Source organism: Muricauda sp. SCSIO 64092, from assembly GCF_023016285.1.
Lineage (GTDB): Bacteria > Bacteroidota > Bacteroidia > Flavobacteriales > Flavobacteriaceae > Croceivirga.
Genome location: NZ_CP095413.1, coordinates 3634931 through 3656140, shown reverse-complemented (window position 1 = coordinate 3656140; position 21210 = coordinate 3634931). Strand labels below are relative to the sequence as shown.

The following is a 21210-nucleotide window of genomic DNA, read 5'->3' as shown; positions in this document are numbered from 1 at the left end:
GGGCAGTAGTTTGACCATCAACATGTCCCTTCCAATGCATATAATTTCCGAAGAAACCAAGGTAGTATTAAGAGATGACGTCCCCCATATCGTTAAGTATATGGGTTCCAAACGGGAGCTCATTCCTTTTCTGATCCAATCCATCAATGAAATCTATGAGGGTGAACCTATTTGCGATCTATTTGCGGGATCTTCGATCCTAAGCGGGGCCATTGGAACAAGTGTGACCATGTATTCCAATGACATTCAAGAATATTCATCCGTATTTGCCAAAACCTATTTGGGAAGTTACAATTGGGACGATCATGGAAATCTAATTGATGAATTGATAGCATTCGCCACTGCACATGTAAATCTCGTAAAGGAAGCATACCCAAATCTCGAATTTACCTATGACGATGATTTAACCTTGGAAGGATTCAATACCATTGAGAAATTACAACAGGATTTGATCTTTTTTGAATTCAATGATGTAGCGCATCATCTATTCATTAAGAATTACTCAGGGACCTATTGGTCTTATGAACAATGTCTTTGGATAGACGGATTGCGAATCGCTGCCGAAAAATATGCCGAATCGTCCATTTACTATCCCATACTTTCAAGTATCATGTTTGCCATGTCCTACAACGCTCAAAGTACAGGACATTTTGCGCAGTATCGTGATGCAAGTAATGCCGAGACGATGCATAGTATCATTCTTTATAGAAAGAAAGAGATTGTAACGTATTTTAAACGAAAGCTGGGGGAAATAATGGTGTTTACCGGTGCAAACCATTTGAATCATCAGGTTACTGCGCGGGATTATAGGGATTGTTTGGATAGTATTCCCGAGGGAACCCTGGTCTATGCAGACCCTCCGTACTCGTTTATGCACTACTCAAGATTTTACCATGCCTTGGAGACCCTGGTCAAATACGATTATCCCGAAGTTCAGTTCAAGGGACGATATAGAAATGACCGACATCAATCCCCGTTTTGTAAACGAAGTGAGGTAAAAGGAGCTTTTGAGGAAATGTTTGAAAAGATCAAAAGCAAAAAGGCCAAACTTGTCCTGAGTTACAGCAACACTGGAATGATCTCATTGGAATCCCTGTTGGATATAGCCCATAGAACTTTTGGAAATACCTATAAAGTCATGGTAAAGGAAATTGATTACATCCATAGCACCATGGGGAGGATAAAAGATAAATCCCGTGAAGTAACCGAATACCTCGTCATTGCCAATCCGGTGTAAGCTATAAACGGTAAAGGATGTAAAATGGGGCAAGGGTTTTAACAAAGAGGCCCCTATTTTTGATTTTGGAACTGCTGGAAAAACAGGATCCCAAGGACTTCCTGGACCGAATTCCATCCCTTCAACTGTGGTATTGGCCCCAGATATCGTCATAGGGTTCCGCTTGTTACATTACGTTTTTCATTCTACCCCCAGTACTTGAACTTGAAGGAAAAGTCCTTTTTGTATTGTAAGTGTACACTTCAATCAACACACTTTTTAGTGTGTACACTGGATTTGAATGTAAGGGATGTGAGGTAAACTGATTTTGTGGCAATGAATAAAACTATGGAAATACTTTTCAAGCCTATCCCATATTGTATGTAGTTACCCTTATGTAGTTACCCTATGGAATTTAATGGCGATTTTAACTTTACCAAAATTCGAACTTCTTGGACAAAATATGACATAGTCCAGGTAATGGAGGTTGTCCACAGTCCCGAAATCCTAAGAAAATATGTGGATCGGGAAGCCAAAATGGATGGGCGCATACTTCGTTCATTTCTTGGAATGAAATCCCTTGATCATGCTATTCCCGAGTACTGGATCGATATCCAAAAATATCCCCAAGAGAAAAAACTCTTTGCTTTGTTTTCCGTAATCTTCACACATGGGGAAATCGTAAAGAAATTTGCGGAAGAGTACACTGGTGATGATATGAAGGGCCTGTTTGTCTACACATCCGGTAAGGAATACACCAATATCAGAAGTGCGCTTGTAGAGTCGGGCGCTGCCAAACCCTATCTCAGAAAGGCAAAAGAAGTTCCTTTTGATTTTTCCCCTATTTTTAAAAATTTCGAAGTTGGTAAACTATTCAAAAGAGTACTTAAAGAAAGGATTACCAGGCTCACCAAAGTGACACCAAATGACACCGATTTTTACAAAATATGCCTTGGCAACAACTTTCATAAGGCCATGGGTATTTCGAGCAATAAATTTTGGTCATGGTTGGAGGGAATCAAAATGACCGAAACCGAGGACAATTATATCAATACCGTCAAAATAGCCAATTTTCACGCTATCCACCGGGCATGCATCGACAATCTCTCCAGCGCCAAAGAAGTTTATTTTGTAGGAGAAAACGGAGATGGGAAATCCCTTGTTTTAATGGCCATTTATCTAACATTCAATCGATTTTTCGTATTGGAACATACCAATGGGGAAAAGGCCGGTAAAACAAAACATATCTTAAATGGTCATTCTTCAATGGAGCTTCTTGGGATTGACAGCCGAGGTAAAAAATATGGTCAAAAAACTGATGGCTATTTAAAGGACTTATATGCATATGGCCCCCATCGGGCGAGGTATCGGTCGTCCAATTCCGAATCGTATGGATTTATGTCCCTTTTCGATAACGACCAAACACTAATGAACCCCATTTCCTGGCTTATGAACCAAAAACGGACTGAATTACAAGAGCATGGAAATACGACTCTGGATCCCAAAAATAATAGGGGCGCCGCAACTCTGTTTTCTACATCATTTTTGGAACATATGTTCTATGGGCTGTCCGATAAAAATGTTCAAATACGAATAGGGTACAATACCGTCACTTTTATTGAAAAAGGGACTCCGCTCCATTTTAACCAGTTATCGGAGGGATACCGAAGTATGGTAATTTTTGTTTCGGATTTGCTCTGCAGACTGAGCAGCAGTCAACCCGAGGTAAAGAAAGTCAAAAACCTCTATGGAATTGTCCTGGTAGATGAAATTGACCTGCATCTCCACCCAAAATGGCAAAGGGTTTTGGTCAAAAAATTGAGGATGCTGCTACCTAGGGTGCAATTCTTTTTCACCACCCATAGTCCAATCATTATTGAAAGTGCTTCAGAGGATGCTGTTATTTATAGGGTTTATCGAAATCCTGGGACTGGGGAAACGAAAATATCTTCTCCATACCTTAAAAAGTCCCAATTATTTAGTGTTTAATTCGCTATGACTCCCCCTCATTTATTGTTTTGGAAGACTCTTGATTGGATTCAATGTATACAAGGCTGTAACTATTATGGGCCGTACGTATTTATCAAGGAACCCGTCTAAATCCCAAAGTGCTGAAGGAATCTGAGAGGCCAAAAAAAATTTAACTTTAAGATGTGCCCTTTCGGAACCCAATGTTCATAACAATGGGGCCGACCCTTTGCACTGGTAATGGCCTTCCAAAAATAGCAAAGGGAGCCCCAATTGTATTTTTTCCTTCAACCGCAACTTTTGGACAGTAAACGCTGAGGATACGTTTCAGTGCCCAGTGCGATGCTTATATTACTTTCTTTTGGAACATCAATCGTTCTTATTTGTTTTTATCGGTTCAGATAGACAATCCCCTGTACTGGCGGTGTGCTGCCGTCTCCGAAATCTATCGTATAAAAATATACGCCGTTGGGCAGTTTACCATCCCCCAGGACAAGGCCACGATCGGCGCTGCCGTCCCAGTCCGGTGTGCTGATATTTCCTTCATACACCATGGAACCATTACGGTCATAGACCGAAAGGCTATAATTGGGGTAATCGTTCCTCAACCAGGAAATGGAAAAGGTATCATTGACCCCATCACCGTTCGGAGAGAAGCCGAGTTTGTCCGCCTCCGGTGGTTCTTCACAGCCCCGCATGGTAATGCTTATGGCCACTGCAACCCGTTCGGAAATACATCCATTAGCGTCCTCCAACAATCCATAGTAGATGGTACCGTCCTCAAGGGGAACGTCGCTCTCCAGTTCCACTATGCTGTCCTCATCCGAATACCAGCGTATGGTGCCATCACCGGAAGCCACCAAATCCGATACCGTGGCGTTGTCCAAGGCACAGAACAGCTGTTCGCCCTCCGTCTCCAGGACAGGCACCTCCAGAATAAAGGCCGTGGTAGCGCCCGTAACCGTACAGCCATTGGCCAGGGTAACCCTAACGGTGAACTCCTCCCCATCCGAGACATTGGTCACTTCCGGGTTTTGTATATCAGGGTCGTTAAAAATGGCATTTCCATTACTGGTCCATGACCATGCGGTTCCCAGTCCACTTATTTCGTCCAATTGTAGGACGGAGCCCGGGCAGATCGGTCCGCTGTTGGTCACAATGGTCAACGCTGTGCTTGTATCCTGGACCGTTACCGTAGCGGTACAACTGGCCATATTCCCACTGCTGTCGGTCACGGTAAGGGTTACCGTGTTCTCCCCAACCTCGGGACAGCCAAAATTGGTCCTATCCAGGGAAAGGGACACCGTACCACTATTGTCAAACGAGCCATTGTCCACGTCCGCTGCCACAATCGTTGCACTTCCCGTTTCGTCCAGTTCTACGGTAACGTCCTGGCAAATGGCCGTTGGGGCCATGTTGTCCACCACGGTAATCGTGGCTTCGCAGGTGTTTGTATTGTTACTACCATCGGTCACCGTCAGGGTCACCGTGTGCGTTCCAAGGTCGGAGGCTGTAAAGCTGCTCTGGGACACGTCCAAAGAAACGTCCCCGCAGGCATCACTGGAACCGTTGTCCACCAGGGCCGCATCCAGGGTGGCCGTGCCATCGGTACCCAGTTCCAGGGTCGCCGCCTGGCATACGGCCGTCGGTATGGTAACATCCCTTACCGTAATGGTCTGGGTCACATCAATAGTATTTCCTGTGGCATCGCTCACTCGATAGGTTCGGATAATCGTTCCCGGAGTGCTGGTGTCATCGCCTATATGGGTGACCGTTGGTGTTCCACAGTTGTCGGCTTCGTCCGTCACCACAGCGGTATCCACGACAGGGACATCGGATGCGCACTCTACGTTTATCGGTGATGGATTGCCCGCTGTTGGGGAAATCTTATCCTCCACGGTTACCGTAGCGGTGCAGGTGACCGTGTTGTTACTGCCATCCGTCACCGTTAGGGTCACCACGCGCTGTCCCAGCCCGGAGCAGTCAAAAGTGTCCATATCCAGGGAAAGGGTCACGGTGCCACTGTTGTCAAACGAGCCGTTATCCACGTCTGCTGCAGCAATCGTTGCACTGCCTGTTGCGCCCAATTCCACGCCAATGTCCTGGCAAATGGCCGTTGGGTCCACACCGTCCACCACAGTGACCGTGGTATCGCAGGTGGTTATGTTATCACCGTTGTCCCTCACGGTAAGGGTCACCGTGTTGGTCCCGAGGTGGGTGGCATCAAAGCTGCTTTGGGATACATTCAAGGAGGCAATCCCGCAATTATCACTGGAACCGTTATCCAAGGAGTTTGCATCCAGGGTGGCCGTACCGTCGTTGCCCAGTTCGAGTTCTACGTCCGTCTTGCATACTGCCGTTGGCGGGGTCACATCCCTTATTGTAATGGTCTGGGCCACATCAATATGGTTCCCTGCGGCATCGCTCACCCTATAGGTCCGGACAATTGTTCCCGGAGTACTGGTATCATCGCCCACATGGGTGACCGTTGGTGTCCCACAATTATCGGTTTCATCGGTCACCACCGTGGTATCCACATCGGGAACATCGGACACACACTCTACGTTAACCGATGTTGGATTACTCGCCGTTGGTAAGCTATTATCCTCCACGGTTACCGTGGCGGTACAGGTAGCTGTGTTGCTGCTGTCATCCTCCACCGTTAGGGTTACGGTGTGATCACCGATCCCGGAACAGTCAAAAGTGTTCGTATCCAGGGAAAGGCTTACGTTGGTGCTACTGTTGTCAAAAGAGCCATTGTCAACCTCCGAAGCTGTAATCGTTACACTTCCAGTTGCATCCAGTTCCGCGGTAATGTCCTGGCAAATGGCCGTAGGTTCCGCACCATCCACCACTGTGACCGTGGTATCGCAGAAGGCAATATTACCACTGGTATCCTCCGCAGTAAGGGTCACCGTGTTATCACCAAGGTGGGAGGTATCAAAGCTGCTTTGGGAAAGGCTTAGTGAAATCGAACAGTTATCACTCGAACCGTTGTCCACATCGTCGGTCGTTAGCGTGGCCGTACCACCGCTGCCCAATTCGAGCTCCACCGCAGTCTTGCATATGGCCGTTGGCCGGGTATTGTCCCCCACAGTAACGGTGGCCGTACATTCAGCCGCATTGCTGCTGTCATCTGTTACGGTAAGGGTCACCGTGTTATCACCGATATCGGAACAGCCAAAAGTATTCTTGTTCAAGGAAAGGGAGACATCGGTTTTACTGTTGTCGAACGAGCCGTTGTCGATGTCCGATGTGGCAATCGTTGCGCTGCCCAGTGCGTCCAGTTCCACGCTGATGCCCTGGCATTCTGCGATGGGAACCGTAACATCTTCCACGGTCACCCCAGTGGTACAATTGTTCGTATTCCCATTGACATCCCTCACGGCAAGCGTAACCGTGTTCACGCCCAGGTCCAAAGTCGTAAAGAAATCCTTGGATATACTCAGGGAAACGTTCCCACAGGCATCGCTGGAACCGTCGTCCACAAGGTCGGTCGTCAAATTGGCCTCACCGTTGTCATCCAATTGGATTGTTGCAAACTTGCACCGCGCCGAAGGAGCGGTCTCGTCCTTCACGGTTACCGTTGCCGTGCAGGTGGCCGTGTTACCTATAGTGTCGGTCACCGTAAGGGTCACGGACTGCGGCAGTGCTACATCGGAACAGCCAAAACTTGCCTTGTCCAGGGATAGGGAGGCAATGCCATCACTATCGGACGAGCCGTTATCGATGTCCGACGTCGTAATTGTCGCGCTGCCCGCATCGTCCAATGTCACCGTAATATCCTGGCAGACCGCTATGGGCGCCGAGGCGGACAATACGGTAACGGTAGTTACACAGGTTTGTTCGTTGTCGCTGCCATCGGTCACGGTAACGGTCACCGCGTTATCGCCGAGGTCGGTGGTCGTGAATTGGGTTTTGGATACCTCCACCAGGACAGTCCCGCAGGTATCGGAACCACTGACCACTTGGGAAGTACTGGTCAGGTTGCCAACTCCGCTGGAGTTCAGTCGAACCGTTGCCGTCTGGCATTCCGCCGTAGGCGGGGTCACGTCCACTACCGTAACGTCCGTGGTGCAGGTGGCCGTAGTGCCAACAATATCGGTTACCGTAAGGGTCACCGTCTGTACCGTTCCCACATTGAAACAGGTGAAATCGGTAGTGTCCAGGGAAAGGGACACCGCGCCACCATTATCGGAAGAGCCATCGTCCAAAGCCTCCGGTTCGATCGTTACACTGCCCGCATCGTCCAATTCCACGGTGATTGCGTCCTTACAGGAAGCTACGGGCGCCAGGTTCTGCACCACGTTTACCGTGGTATCGCAGGTATCCGTACTGCCATTGGAGTCGGTCACCGTAAGGGTCACGGTGTTCGCACCCAGGTGCGCGGCCGTAAAGTTTTTGGTATCTATGTCCAGTTCAACGTTCCCACATTCATCATAGGAACCGTTGTCCACAAGGGCCTCATCCAGGGTAGCTGTATCGTTGGAGTCCAGTTCCAGCGTTACCGATACCTGGCATACGGCCGTCGGTGCCTGGCTTTGTTTGCTATCGCCACTGATTTTGAAGGGGGAATCGTTCAGTTCCGCACGTTCGGCAAAGGCACTACAGTATTGCAGTTTATTGGCTTCTATGGTCACCGCGTTATTGAAGTCCTGGCTGTGCCAACCCCTGAGTGTGGCGTCCCAGTTCTCGACAGAGAGTCCAGCGGTATCAAGCATATACTCGGCATCGTTCAACTGCCCCAGGTCCCACTCCCCCAGATTCTGGTTAAAGGCGTGTGCTCTATGAAACATATAGTTCATTGTGGTTACGCTGCTTGTGTTCCAGGAACCAATGTTCCCGTTAAAGGCATATGCCTCCCGGAACATACCGCTCATGCTGGTCACGTTGCCGGTGTCCCAGGCACCGATGTCCTGATCAAAGGCTTGTGCATTCCAGAACATATGGACCATACTGGTCACATTGCTTGTATTCCAGGAGCTGATGTCCCCGTTAAAGGAAGATGCAAGAGCAAACATATGGGGCATTAGGGTTATGTTGCTTGTATCCCAGGAACTAAGGTCCGCATTAAGGGAAGTTGCACCACTAAACATATAGCCCAAATTTGTTATAAGGGTCAGGTCTGGAGCGTCGGTCGCCAGAACGTTCATATTGGTACAGTCCCAAAATGCAGCCGCCAGGTTGAGCCAGGCTATGTCGCCCCATTGATCCACAGAAAGTAGCTTATCGTGGTCCCCACCGTGGAGCCTACTGTTGAACTGGATACCCCGTAGCTTCATGTTTGCGGTGGGTGATGCATCGCGAAGGGCCACCTGTATCACCCCGGCGGTATAGCCGTGAGTGGTCACGTTCACGGTAATATCATCTCTCACGCCCTGCAATTCGTAACTGCCATCAGCACCCAGATCTATATCGTATGTCCCGAAGGCGGGGATGTTGAAAGAGTTCGCATCGGAAGCGCCGTTTCCGCCGGTCCTGGTCGTGTCCCAGGTGGTAACAAACGTTACGGAATCCAACACGGTCACTGTGGTCTCGCATTCTTTTTCGTTGCCATATGCATCGGTGACCGTAAGGGTCACCGCGTTTGCCCCAACATCATCAATGGTAAAGCTCGTTTTGGATATCGTGAAAGAAACATCCCCACAGACATCGCTGGAACCGTTGTTCAAATCAACGGCATCCACTGTAGCTCCAAGGATGCCACCAGTATCCGGCTGAAGTGTCACGGTCACCCCTTTACACTGGGCATCGGGAAGATCTTTTTCATGATCATCACCGGTTATTTTATTGCCAAAATCAGTACGCTCGGCATTGGCTTCACAGTATTCCAGTCCAGAGGCGCCAATAGTGACAGTAAGCGTGTTGTGGAAGTTCTGGTTGTGCCAGCCAATGAGTGTGGCATCCCAATTGCCCTGGGAGAGCCCACTGCCGTTGAGCATATCGGTACCATTGGTCAACGCCCCCAAATCCCACGCGCCCAAGTTCTGATCAAATGCACTGGCATCCTTGAACATGGAGGACATATCGGTCACGCTACTGGTGTTCCAGGAACCGATATTCTGGTCAAAGGCACTGGCAGCATGGAACATGCTGGCCATATTGATCACGTTGGCCGTGTTCCAGGAACTGATGTCCGCATTAAAGGCACTTGCTCCGGAAAACATGAAGGCCATATTGGTCACATTGTCCAGATTGGGGACATCGCTCGCCAGAACATTCATTTCGGCACAGCCATAAAATGCATTTTCCATGGTCGTCCAGTTGATGTGGCCCCATTGGTCCACGGAAAGCAGTTTAAGGATATCATCCGTATTGTTGAACTGTATCCCCGTTAGGTTCCCCGTCCCAGCCGAGGTAATGGCATTGCGAAGGGCCACCTGTATTTCCCCTGCCGCATAATTCGTATTGGTAGCAGGATTGGTATAAGCGGTAATATCTATGGTAATGCTCCCGTTCCCGCCTTGGGCGTACAGGTCATAGGTGCCATCATTGCCCACATCCACATCATAGGTTCCTAAAGCGGGGATGGTGATGGAGCTACTACCGGAGGTACCGGAATTTTCCGTGTCCCAGGTGGTGACAAATACGCTTGCCGGGTCTTCCACGATTACCATGGCGTCACAGGTTTCTGAGTTGCCGTTGGGATCGGTCACCGTAAGGGTCACTGTATTCACCCCAATATCCGTTGTTGTAAAGTCGGTTTTGGATAGGCTCAAGGAGACGGTCCCGCAGGCATCGTTGGAACCATCGTCAACATCAGCAGTTGTCAGGGTGGCCGTGCCACCATCCAGTCGAACTGTCGCCACCTTGCACAGTGCTGTTGGCTTGGTCGTTTCCGCGCTATCACCAGCAAAGGTAAATGTCGTCATTGCGGCACGCTCGTCTCCAGCGGTGCAGTAGATTAAATTGGAGGCACCGATAGTAGTGCTGTTTGTGAAGTCCTGAGCCTCCCACCCGATCAAGGTGGCGTCCCAGTTGGCCACAGAGAGCCCAGAGTTGTCCAGCATATTGGCCCCACCCCCACTGGTCAATAACCCCAGGTCCCAATTCCCCAGGTGCTGGTCAAAAGAGGTGGCATTGGCAAACATATTGGCCATATTGGCCACGCCAGTCGTATTCCAGGTAGCGAAGCTTGTTGCCCCGGTAAGCGTGGTACAACCGTTGAACATATTGGCCATGCTGATCACGTTACCCAGATTGGGGGTATCGGTCGCCACAACCTCCAGGTTGGCACAGCCATAAAATGCGCCTTCCAGGCTGCTCCAAGCTATACTGTTTCCCCATTGGTCCACGGAAAGGAGCTTAAGCTTATCCCCCGTATTGTTGAACCGTATCCCGGTGAGGTTCCCCGTCCCGGCCAAGGTGATGGCATTACGAAGAGCCACTTGTATTTCCCCGGCAGTATAGTTCGTATTGGTGTTGGGATCGATATAAGTTGTAATGTCTATGGCAATGTCCCCGTTTCCGCCTTGGGCAAACAGGTCATAGGTCCCATCATTACCCACATCCACGTCATAGGTCCCTATGGCGGGAATGGTAATGGAATTAGCACCGGATGTACCGGAATTTTCCGTGTTCCAAGTGGTCACGAACAGGCTTGCGGAATACAAGACCGTCACCGTGCTCGTACAGGTACTTGTGTTCCCATTGGGGTCGGTCACCGTAAGGGTCACCGTCTCCTCCCCAATGTCGGCGGTCGTAAATTCGGTTTTGGATAGGCCAAAGGAGAGGGTCCCGCAGGCATCGCTGGAACCGTTATCCACAAGGGCGGTATCCAGGATGGCTTCGTCGTTGTTGTCCAGTTGTATCATCACCGCTGTATGACAAGAGGCCGCCGGCAGGGTAGTTTCTGCGCTGTCACCGATAATTTTGGTGCCAAAATCGGCGCGCTCGGTGCCCGCCCTGCAGTACACCAGTCCGGAGGCTCCAATGGTGGGGAAATTGGAAGCATTATGGTAGCCCTTGGCGTGCCAGCCTTCGATGGTAGCGTCCCAGCTATCCTGGGAAAGGCCACTGCCATTGAGCATATTGGTACCACCCCCACTGGTCAACTGTCCCAAATCCCAATTCCCCAGGCTCTGGTCAAAGACGATGGTACCTTGGAACATATGGGCCATATTGGTCACGTTACCGGTGTTCCAACCGGAGAAGTTGTTGGTGTCCGTCCCTATAAGGGAATTGCACCCAAAAAACATATAGGACATATTGGTCACATTGCCCAAGTCTGGGGTGTCGGTTGCCAGAACGTCCATATTCCGGCAGCCTTCAAATGCACTGTCCATGGTGGTCCACTTGATGTCGCCCCATTGGTCCACGGAAATAAGTTTCTGCGTATCGCCCACTCCGTTGAATTGTATCCGGTCCAGGGTCTTGGTCCCGGTTCCAATCCCAGAGGCGGCATTGCGAAGGGCAACTTGTATTTCCCCTGCGGCATAGTTATAGAACGTCACATCCACAAGTAGGGCTTGGGTCACGGTTTGGTCCGTCAGTTCATAGGTGCCATCATTGCCCAGGTCCACATCGTAGGTTCCCACAGCAGGAATCATGATGGACTTGTTATTGGAACCGGATTTTTCCGTGTCCCAGGTGGTGACAAATACACTTGCCGGATCTTCCACAATTACCGTGGTCGTACAGGTACTTGTATTGTCGTTGGGATCGGTCACCGTAAGGGTCACGGTGTTCGCCCCAATTTCGGCAGTGGTAAAAGTCTTGTTGTTAACAGCAACACCACTAGCATTGGATACCGTAAAGGTGACGTCCCCACAGTCATCAAAGGAATCATCGTCCAGGGAATTGGCCTCCAGGGTGGCGCTGCCACCGTCTTCCAATCGAAGGGTCATGGTTGTCTTGCATTGGGCCGTTGGAGTGACATTCTCCGCGCGGTCCCCGGTAATGTAGGTAGTAAACGCGTCACGCTCTGCAGTGGCAGTACAGTAGACCAAGCCAGAGGCGCCGATGGTATTGAAAGTAGGGGTGCTATGGAAGTTCTGGTTGTACCAGCCCATGATGGTAGCATCCCAATTGGCAATGGAGAGCCCACTGCCGTTGAGCATATCGGTGCCCTCGGTCAATTGTCCCAAGTCCCAGTTGCCCAGGTTCTGGTCAAAGGCAGTGGCACCATTGAACATGCTACCCATATCGGTCACCTTAGTGGTGTTCCAGGAGCCAATATTCTGGTTAAAGGCTGTTGCCCCATTGAACATATTGCCCATATCGGTCACGTTGGCCGTGTTCCAATTACCAATGTCCTGGTTAAGGTTGCTTGCACCGGAAAACATAAAGCTCATATCGGCGACACCATCCAGGTTGGGGGCGTCAGTCGCTTCCACGGTTAGATTGGCACAGCCATAAAATGCCTTTTCCATGGTGCTCCAGGCAATGCCGCTACCCCATTGTTCCACGGAAAGGAGCTTAAGGGTATCATCCGTATTGTTGAACTGTATCCCGGTAAGGGCCCCGGTACCGGAGGCGGCACTACGAAGGGCCACTTCTATTTCCCCAGCGGTATAATTGGCATTATTGTTTGTAGGGTCGGTATAGGCGGTGATATCTATGGTGACCGATCCTGTTGTGCCCAACAGTCCAGGTTCGTAGAGGCCATCATTACCTATATCCACATCATAAGTCCCTATAGCTGGGATGGTGATGGAGTTGTCGTCCGAGGTGCCATCATTGGTGGTGTTCCATTTGGTGACAAACACTCCTGTCGCCTGATCCACTACAGTGACCGTGGCGGTGCAGGTGGCGATATTGCTGTTGGGATCGGTCACCGTAAGGGTCACCGTTTCCGTGCCGGCGGTCGTAAAGGCGGTTTTGGACAACTGTAAGGAGACGTTGCCACAGGTATCGCTGGAACCGTTGTCCACAAGATTTGTGGTCAGGGTGGCCGTACCGCTGGCATCCAGTATGAGTACCGCATCCTTGCACAGGGCCGTTGGATCAATATCCTCCGGAGTATCACCGGTAATTTTGGTGCCAAAATCGGCACGTTCAGTGGTGGCCTCACAATAAACCAGGTTGTTGGCACCGATGGTGGTGCTAAGCGTGTTGTGGAAGCCCTGCTCATGCCAACCTTTGATCGTAGCGTCCCAATTGGCCACGGAGAGCCCACTGCCGGCGAGCATACCGGTACCATTGGTCAAACTGCCCAGGTCCCAATTCCCCAGGTTCTGGTCAAAGCCCTGTGCATTATTAAACATTTCGTTCATATTGTTCACGCCACTTGTGTTCCAGGCACTTATGTCCTGGTTAAAGGCCCTTGTCTGTTTGAACATTCTGAACATATTCTTTACCTTGCTAATATTCCAACCACTGATGTCCTGGTCAAAGGCGAATGCACCATTAAACATGTTGCCCATAGTGGTGACATTCGATGTTTCCCAGGAACTGAGGTCCTGGTTAAACAAGAGTGCATTCACAAACATACCTCCCATGATTGTTACCTTTTCCGTATTCCATGAACTGATGTCCCCGTTAAAGGCTCGTGCCTCCCAAAAAGTCCCGTTCATATTGGTCACGTTGCTAGTGTCCCAGGAACTGATGTCCCCGTTAAAGGCTTGTGCCGCGAAAAACACCCAGGCCATATTGGTCACATTGGACGTATTCCAGTTCCAGTTGGAGGTAGCCGTCGTCCCCGTAAGTGAGGCACATTCGGAAAACATATCCACCATATTGGTCACGCTACCCAGATTGGGAGCATCAGTCGCATTAACCTCCAAATTGCTACAGCCCCAAAATGCGCCCTGCATGTTGGTCCAGGCTATACTGCTGCCCCATTGGTCCACGGAAAGCAGCTTATCCTTGTCCCCTCCGTTGTTGAAATATATCCTGGTCAACCCCCCGGTCCCAGCAGTATTGCGAAGAGCCACCCGTATGTCCCCGGCGGCAAAGCCATAGTCGGCGATATTCACGGTCAGTGACCCAGTCTGGCCCTCTATATCGTAGTTGCCATCATCCCCCAAATCCACATCATAGGTTCCCGAGGCGGGAATGGTGATGGAGGTATCTGAATCGGTGGTCCTCCAGGTGGTAACGAAGGCCGTTGTGGGATAGGCCTCCACGGTGACCGTGGTCTCGCAGGTGCCCGTGTTGCCATTGCCGTCGGCCACCGTTAGGGTAACCGTTTTGGAACCTATATCGGCCGTTGTAAAGGTGTCCGTGGACAGGCTGAAATTGGTGATAGTGCCACACTCATGGGTGGAACCATCGTCCAAAAGGACTGCATCCAAGGTGGCCGTACCGGTGATATCCAGTCGTACTGTTGCCGTTTTGCACGAGGCTGTTGGTGTACTTCTTGGGCTATCGCCATAAAAGTTGAAGCTCATCGCGGCACGTTCGTCCCCGGCCTCACAATAGACCAGGCCATCGGCGCCAATGGCGGCACCGACGGTAAGGTTCTGGGCGTGCCAACCCTTGAGCGTGGCGTCCCAGTTCGCCTCGGAGAGCCCCGTACCGCTGAGCATGGCGGCACCATTGAACAAACTGGCCATGTTCCAGGCCCCAAGGTTCTGGTCAAAGGAACTCGCCCCATCGAACATGCTCTCCATATCCTGCACCTTGCCCACGTTCCAGGAACTGAGGTCCCCGTTAAAGGCGCTTGCGTCATGGAACACCGACCACATGCTGTTCACATTGCCCACATCCCAGGTACTGAGGTCCCCGTTAAAGGAGGTTGCCCCCCAGAACAGGTACCGCATACTCGATAAACTGGACGTGTTCCAGGCGAGGTCCTGGTCAAAGGACGTTGCGAAACCGAACATCCCCTCCATATCCCTCACACTGGACACGTTCCAGGAGCCGATGTCCTGGTTAAAGGCGCTTGCACTGGTGAACATGTAGATCATATCGGTCACACTGCCCACATCCCAGGAACCGATGTCCCCGTCAAAGACGGTCGCGCCGTAGAACACGCCCCTCATATCCGTTACATTGGCCGTGTTCCAGCTGGCGAGGGAGCCCAGTTTCCCCGTAAGCGAGGTACAGCCATTGAACATCCATCTCATACTGGTCACGTTGCCCAGATCGGGCGCATCCAGGGCCCTGATCTCCAGATTGCCACAGCCCCTGAATGCCTCTTCCATGGTGGTCCAGGCGATGCCGCTGCCCCATTGGTCCACGGAGAGCAGCTTACTGCCCCCACCCTTGAACCCGGTCAGGGATCCATCCCCGGAGACGGCATTGCGAAGGGCCACCTTTATTTCCCCGGCGGAATAGCCATAGGTACTGATGTCCACGGTAGTGGTCCCGGTCTGGTCCAACAGGTCAAAGGAGCCGTCATTGCCCACGTCCACATCGTAGGTCCCGATGGCGGGAATGGTGATGGACGTATCGGTGGACGAGCCGGATTTGGTCGTATCCCAGGTGGTAACGAATACATCTGTGGGAACCGTACTTGCCAATACGGTCACCGAGGTCGTACAGGTGTTCGTCAGGGTGCTGGCAGCGGTCACCGTAAGGGTCGCCGTTTCCGTCCCGGCGGTCGTGAAGGCGTTCGGTCGTACTACCAGGGAAATATCGCCACAACCATCGCTACCGTCGTCCACAAGGTCGGCCGTCAAGATGGCCGTACCGGTGGCGCCGTCCAGTTGGACCGTCACATCCTTGCACAAGGCCGTCGGCAGGTCCTGCGAAACGCCGTCGCCGGTAATGACAAAGTTCATCGAGCCACGCTCGTTGAAGGCCTCGCAGTACACCAGGCCAGAGGCTCCAACGGTAAGGCCGTTGGAGCCCTGTCCGTGCCAACCCACCAGCGTCGCGTCCCAGTTGGCGACCGAAAGCCCCGTCCCGTTGAGCATGGAGGTCGCCAGGGTCAACAGCCCAAGGTCCCAGCCACCCAGGTCCTGGTCAAAGCCGGTTGCCCCATTGAGCATGGAGGTCATATCCGTCACGCTCCCAGTGTCCCAACTGCCGATCTCCCCGTTGAAGGACACCGCCCCGGAGAACATACCGGCCATATTGGACACCCCCGCCGTGTTCCAGATCGCAAAGCCCGTGCCCCCCTCAAGGGACGTACAGCCCTTGAACATATTCGCCATGGTGGACACACTCCCCAGGTTGGGGGCGTCATCCGTCCCCACCTTCAGGTTCGTACAGCCCTCAAAGGCGCCTTCCATGGTCCCCCAGGCCACATTGGTGCTCCATTGGTCCACCGAGAGCAGCTTCTCACTGTCGCCACCGTCCGTGCCACCAAAGTGTATCCGGGTCAGGGTCCCCGCCCCAGTGGCCGCACTGCTGAGGGCCACCTGTATTTCCCCGGCAGTGTAGTTGCTACTGGTCGTAGGGTCGGTGTAATTGGTCACGATCACCGTGGTGGTCCCGGTCTGGTCGAACAGGTCATAGGTGCCGTCATTGCCCACGTCCACATCATAGGTCCCCGTGGCGGGGATGGTGATGGAGTTGTCGCCAGAGGCGCCGGATTCCGTCGTGTCCCAGGTGGTGACGAAGGCGCTTGTGGGATGGGCCACAATGGTGACCTTGGCCGTACAACTACTTTCATTTCCATTGGGGTCCTCCACCGTTAGGGTCACCGTCTCCTCACCAATATCGGCGGTTACAAAGCTGACCTTGGACAAGCTTAGGGAGACATCCCCACAAGCATCGTTCGAGCCGTTGTCCACGGAAGCGATGGCCAGGGTAGCCGTCCCGTCAGTGGCCAGTTGGAGTATGGTCGATTGGCAAACAGCCGTCGGTGGGGTAGTTTCCTTGCTGTCATTAATGATGTTTAGGGACAGCGCGGCACGCTCTGTGCCCGCCGTACAGTATTCCAGTCCATTGGCCCAAATGGTCACGGTGTTGGTAAGTTGCTGGGCATCCCAACCGATGATCGTGGCGTCCCAGCTCGCAACGGAGAGCCCAGCCAAATAGAGCATCTCCCTGCCCGCAGTCACATTGCTCATGTCCCAGGCCCCCAGGCTCTGGTCAAAGGCTTCCGCGAACTGAAACAGATAGCCCATATTGGTTACACTGCTGGTGTTCCAGCCACTGAGGTCCCTGTTGAAGGATTTTGCAGCGGCAAACATGCTGCTCATGGTGGTCACGCTACTGGTGTTCCACATACCGATCTCCCCGTTAAAACCACTTGCGCTAAACATCCCGTCCATATTAAGCACGTTACTGGTATCCCAGGAACTGAGATCCTGGTTAAATACGTTCGTAAGGGAAAACATTAATGACATATCGGTGACACTGCTTGTATTCCAGCCACTGAGGTCCCCGTCAAAGGCAGATGCGCTCCTAAACATTTCTGCCATACTGGTGACATTGCCTGTGTCCCAATGGGAGAAACCTTTCGCTCCCGTAAGGGAGGTGCACGCCCTAAACATGCCATTTACATTGGTCACATTGCTTAGATTCGGGGCATCCGTAGCATTGATCTGCAAATTGATACAGCCGTAAAATGCTCTTTCCATTGTACTCCAGGCGATACTGCTTCCCCAATTGTCCACGGAAAGTAGCTTGCGCTTGTCGCCTCTATTATTGAAAACTATACTGCTAAGGTTACCGGCTCCCGAAACTGCATTGCGAAGGGCCACCTGTATCTTCCCGGCAGTATAGCCATAGCTTGTTACATCTATGGTAACGGACCCGCTTTGGTCCGTAAGGTCATATTCCCCATCATTGCCCAAATCCACATCGTAGGTTCCTGAGGCGGGGATGGTAATGGAGTTCGTACCAGATGGACCAGAGGTTGAGGTGTTCCAGGTGGTCACAAAAGTCTCAGGATTCACAACGGTAACGGTGGTCTGACAGGTGCTCGTGGTGCTGCCGTTGGTCACCGTAAGGGTCACCGTGTTCGCACCCAAATCCACAGTCGTAAAGCTGCTATTCGATAAACTTAGCGAAACCCCACAGCCTTCGCTACCGTTGTCCACTAGAGCAACATCCAGGGTGGCCGAGCCACTGGTGTCCAGTTGCAGGACTGCCTCACGGCACTCGGCCTTTGGAGGCGTAGTTCCCTGGGTGTCTCCGGTAAAGCTAAAGCCATTACTTATCAGCGCAGTGCGTTGGGATACGGCCTTGCAATAGACCAATCCTGAAGCGCCGATGGTTGCCGTATTGGTAAAATCCTGTCCGTGCCAGCCAATCAGCGTGGCATCCCAGTTGTCCTCGGAGAGCCCACTACCATTGAGCATCCCAGTGCCATTGGTCAACTGCCCCAGGTCCCAGGCTCCCAGGTCCCCATCAAAGGCCGTGGCACCATTGAACATATTGGACATATCGGTCACGCTGTCCAAATCGGGAACATCACTTGCCTTGGCTTCCAGGTTGGAACAGCCATAAAATGCACCCGCCATGGTACTCCAGTTGATGTCGCCCCATTGGTCTACCGAAAGTAGCTTAAGGGTATCCCCCGTATTGTTAAACTGCATCCCGGTCAAGTTACCCGTCCCGGCCAAGGTGATGGCATTGCGAAGGGCCACTTGTATTTCCCCTGCTGCGTAGTTCGTATTGGTTTCAGGATTGATAAAGGTGGTAATATCTATGGTAATGCTCCCGCTCCCGCCTTGGGCAAACAGATCAAAGGTACCATCATTGCCCACATCCACATCATAGGTCCCTATGGCGGGGATGGTGATGGAGCTATTGCCGGACGTACCGGAATTTTCCGTGTCCCAGGTGGTCACAAATAGGCTTGTGGAATCCACCACGGTCACCGTAGTCACACAACTTTGTGTTTTGTTGTCCTTGTCAGAGATCACCGTGAGGGTAACCGTATTGGCACCGAGATCGGCGGTTGTAAAGCTATTTTTCGATACCGTCAGGGAGACCTCCCCACAGGCATCACTGGAGCCATCGTCCACAAGGGCGGCATCCAAGGTAGCGGTACCATCGATGTCCAGTTGCAAGGTCGCCTCCCGGCATACAGCCGTGGGAGGACTCGCTTCCAGGCTGTCGCCAGTAATGTTGAAGCCATTGGCTATCAGCGCGGAACGCTCGGCTGCAGCCTCGCAGTGGACGAGGCCGGAGGCCCAGATGTCGAGGCTGTTGGTAAAGTTCTGGCTATGCCAGCCTTTGAGCGTGGCGTCCCAATTGGTAATGGAAAGCCCAATACCGTTGAGCATAGCAAAGCCATCGGTCAATTGCCCCAAATTCCAATTCCCCAGGTTTTGGTCAAAGGCCTCTGTGTTCAAAAACATCTCGCGCATACTGGTCACCTTGCTGGTGTTCCAGTAACCAATCGCACCGTTAAAGTTACTTGCGCCCTGGAACATGGATCGCATACTGGTCACCTTGCTGGTGTTCCAGTTGGAGAAGCCCGTGTTCCCGGTAAGTGATGTACAATTACGGAACATCGTTTCCAAACTGGTACCGGTCAACTTACTCAGGTCGGGGGCATCGCTCGCCTTGACCTCCAGGTTGGCACAACCGTAAAACGCTCCGTACATATCGGTCCAGGCAATGCTGCTGCCCCATTGTTCCACGGAAAGCAGCTTCTCCTTGTCCCCTGTATTGCTGAAATATATCCTTTCCAAGGTCCCATCCCCGGAAAGGGCATTGCGAATGGCTATCTTTATCTCCCCGGCCGTATAGTTTTGACGGGTATTAGGGTCCTCAAAGGTGGTAATGTCTATGGTAATGGTCCCTGTACTGTTTTGCAGGGTTGGTTCATAAGTGCCATCGGCACCCAAATCCACATCGTAGGTCCCCGTCAAAGGAATGGTGATGGAGTTACTATTGGACGTACCAGGATTGGTCGTGTCCCAAGTGGTGATAAATTCGCTTTGGGCAAACAGGCCGGTGGTCATTGCTAGGCCCATGAAAAAGCTAAGTAGCAGCCCCTTTAGGCCCATAAAGTAATCTGTTCTCATAATATATCAAGGTATTTATACAAAAAAATCGTCCTTAAATCAGTTGGTATTGCCGGAAGGAAGGGGAGCGTCCATAACCCCGTTTTAAGGGCAATGGCATCACTCTTGGCATCGGATCCCAAAGATGGGCGCAACCAAGGCGAAACGTGTACCGGAATTTCCAGACACCCGGCCCCATGCAACCTACCGCATCTTGTTTTTCTATATGCTTCCAAAACAATCGGTCCCTTATAATCCAATCTTTTCCAAATCATCTAACCGGCCGAACCCGTTGTTTTTTTGGACCGGAAGTGTCATCAAGGTTTGGTGGGCAAAAAGGCCCCAAGTGGGAATTTTCCCTTTAAACGCACATGACACTTTTAAAGTAAAGGTATCCCCTTGGGGCCAACACTTTAACAGCAATGTAACAAGCGCCACTTGCCAGCGTAACAATCGTGGCTATTTGGAAATAAGTGGGAGATCCTGATCAATTTATCCATAGGCGGCATCCAAAAACAGGGGTCGATAGGGGGTGTTGTCCGACAATTTTGCCCCTGATTTGGTTGTTTGCAAGGCCCATCTGACTGAAGATTGCCCATCCGAGCGCAGTTACCATCATTTTGAGATGGGGTGCGAAACGTGCCGTTTGATTAATCCATTTAAATTTGGATTTCTCCCCTTGGTCGAAATGACAATATGGTGGAGGTGGTTCTTGAAGTAGAATCGAGTGACCTTTTCTGCCATCCCCCACTTGATACGGAATCCCACCTTATTTCCTGTGCCAATGGACTCCTGTCCGCCTTTCGATTCCTTGTCCACTCGAAGCGATCAGGCTGATACACAGGAATGACGGCTTATCGGTTCAAAGGAGTAAAACAATGATTGAAAAATCCACTAGGTTTTAAGATGGGTTACCATAGGCATCTCCCCTTCACTTCAACCCCCTAATCACTGGCGTTAAAAGGGAAACGCTTTGTGAACTGTCCTTTTTTGCATCGCCCAAAAAAGGACAAAAAAACGCTAGGCTGATTTTCCGCTTCTCGAAATCTACGGATTTTCCACGGCCGCGGCATCCAGACCGCTTGCACACTGTGCAATGCTTTTTGGATGCCTTCCCTCAACCAAAGTGAAAACGTCTTGATTTCCATCGAAGCTGAAAAAAGGCCGATTGGATACGTTACAACTAGGATAGCCTTTCCCTGCAGCATAGCCTCCAATTTTCGTGTAGAATTT

3 protein-coding genes are annotated in these 21210 nt (G+C 51.3%); 2 read left to right on the top strand and 1 reads right to left on the bottom strand.

Translation table 11 applies throughout. The annotated features are described in order from the left end of the window. The first annotated feature begins 34 nt into the window (after positions 1–34). Together L0P88_RS15430 and L0P88_RS15425 are read left to right on the top strand one after the other, a co-directional pair. Complete coding sequence (locus tag L0P88_RS15430) at positions 35–1237, top strand: DNA adenine methylase (protein ID WP_247130830.1); 1203 nt, start codon at positions 35–37, stop codon at positions 1235–1237. A 387-nt stretch (positions 1238–1624) separates the two neighbouring features. After that, on the top strand, positions 1625–3205 hold the full coding sequence (locus L0P88_RS15425) for an AAA family ATPase (RefSeq protein WP_247130829.1): 1581 nt from the start codon (positions 1625–1627) through the stop codon (positions 3203–3205). Between the two features lie 368 nt (positions 3206–3573). On the opposite strand, the gene L0P88_RS15420 is transcribed toward L0P88_RS15425, so the two are convergent. Further along, entirely contained in the window at positions 3574–19998 is a 16425-nt protein-coding gene (locus L0P88_RS15420) for a BspA family leucine-rich repeat surface protein (RefSeq protein WP_247130828.1), read from the bottom strand. Between the last annotated feature and the right edge of the window lie 1212 nt (positions 19999–21210).

What these genes read in the sequence shown, in the direction of transcription:
- L0P88_RS15430 (WP_247130830.1), top strand. Translation starts at nt 35, where the DNA reads ATGCATATAATTTCCGAAGAAACCAAGGTAGTATTAAGAGATGACGTC.
- L0P88_RS15425 (WP_247130829.1), top strand. Translation starts at nt 1,625, where the DNA reads ATGGAATTTAATGGCGATTTTAACTTTACCAAAATTCGAACTTCTTGG.
- L0P88_RS15420 (WP_247130828.1), bottom strand. Translation starts at nt 19,998, where the DNA reads ATGAGAACAGATTACTTTATGGGCCTAAAGGGGCTGCTACTTAGCTTT.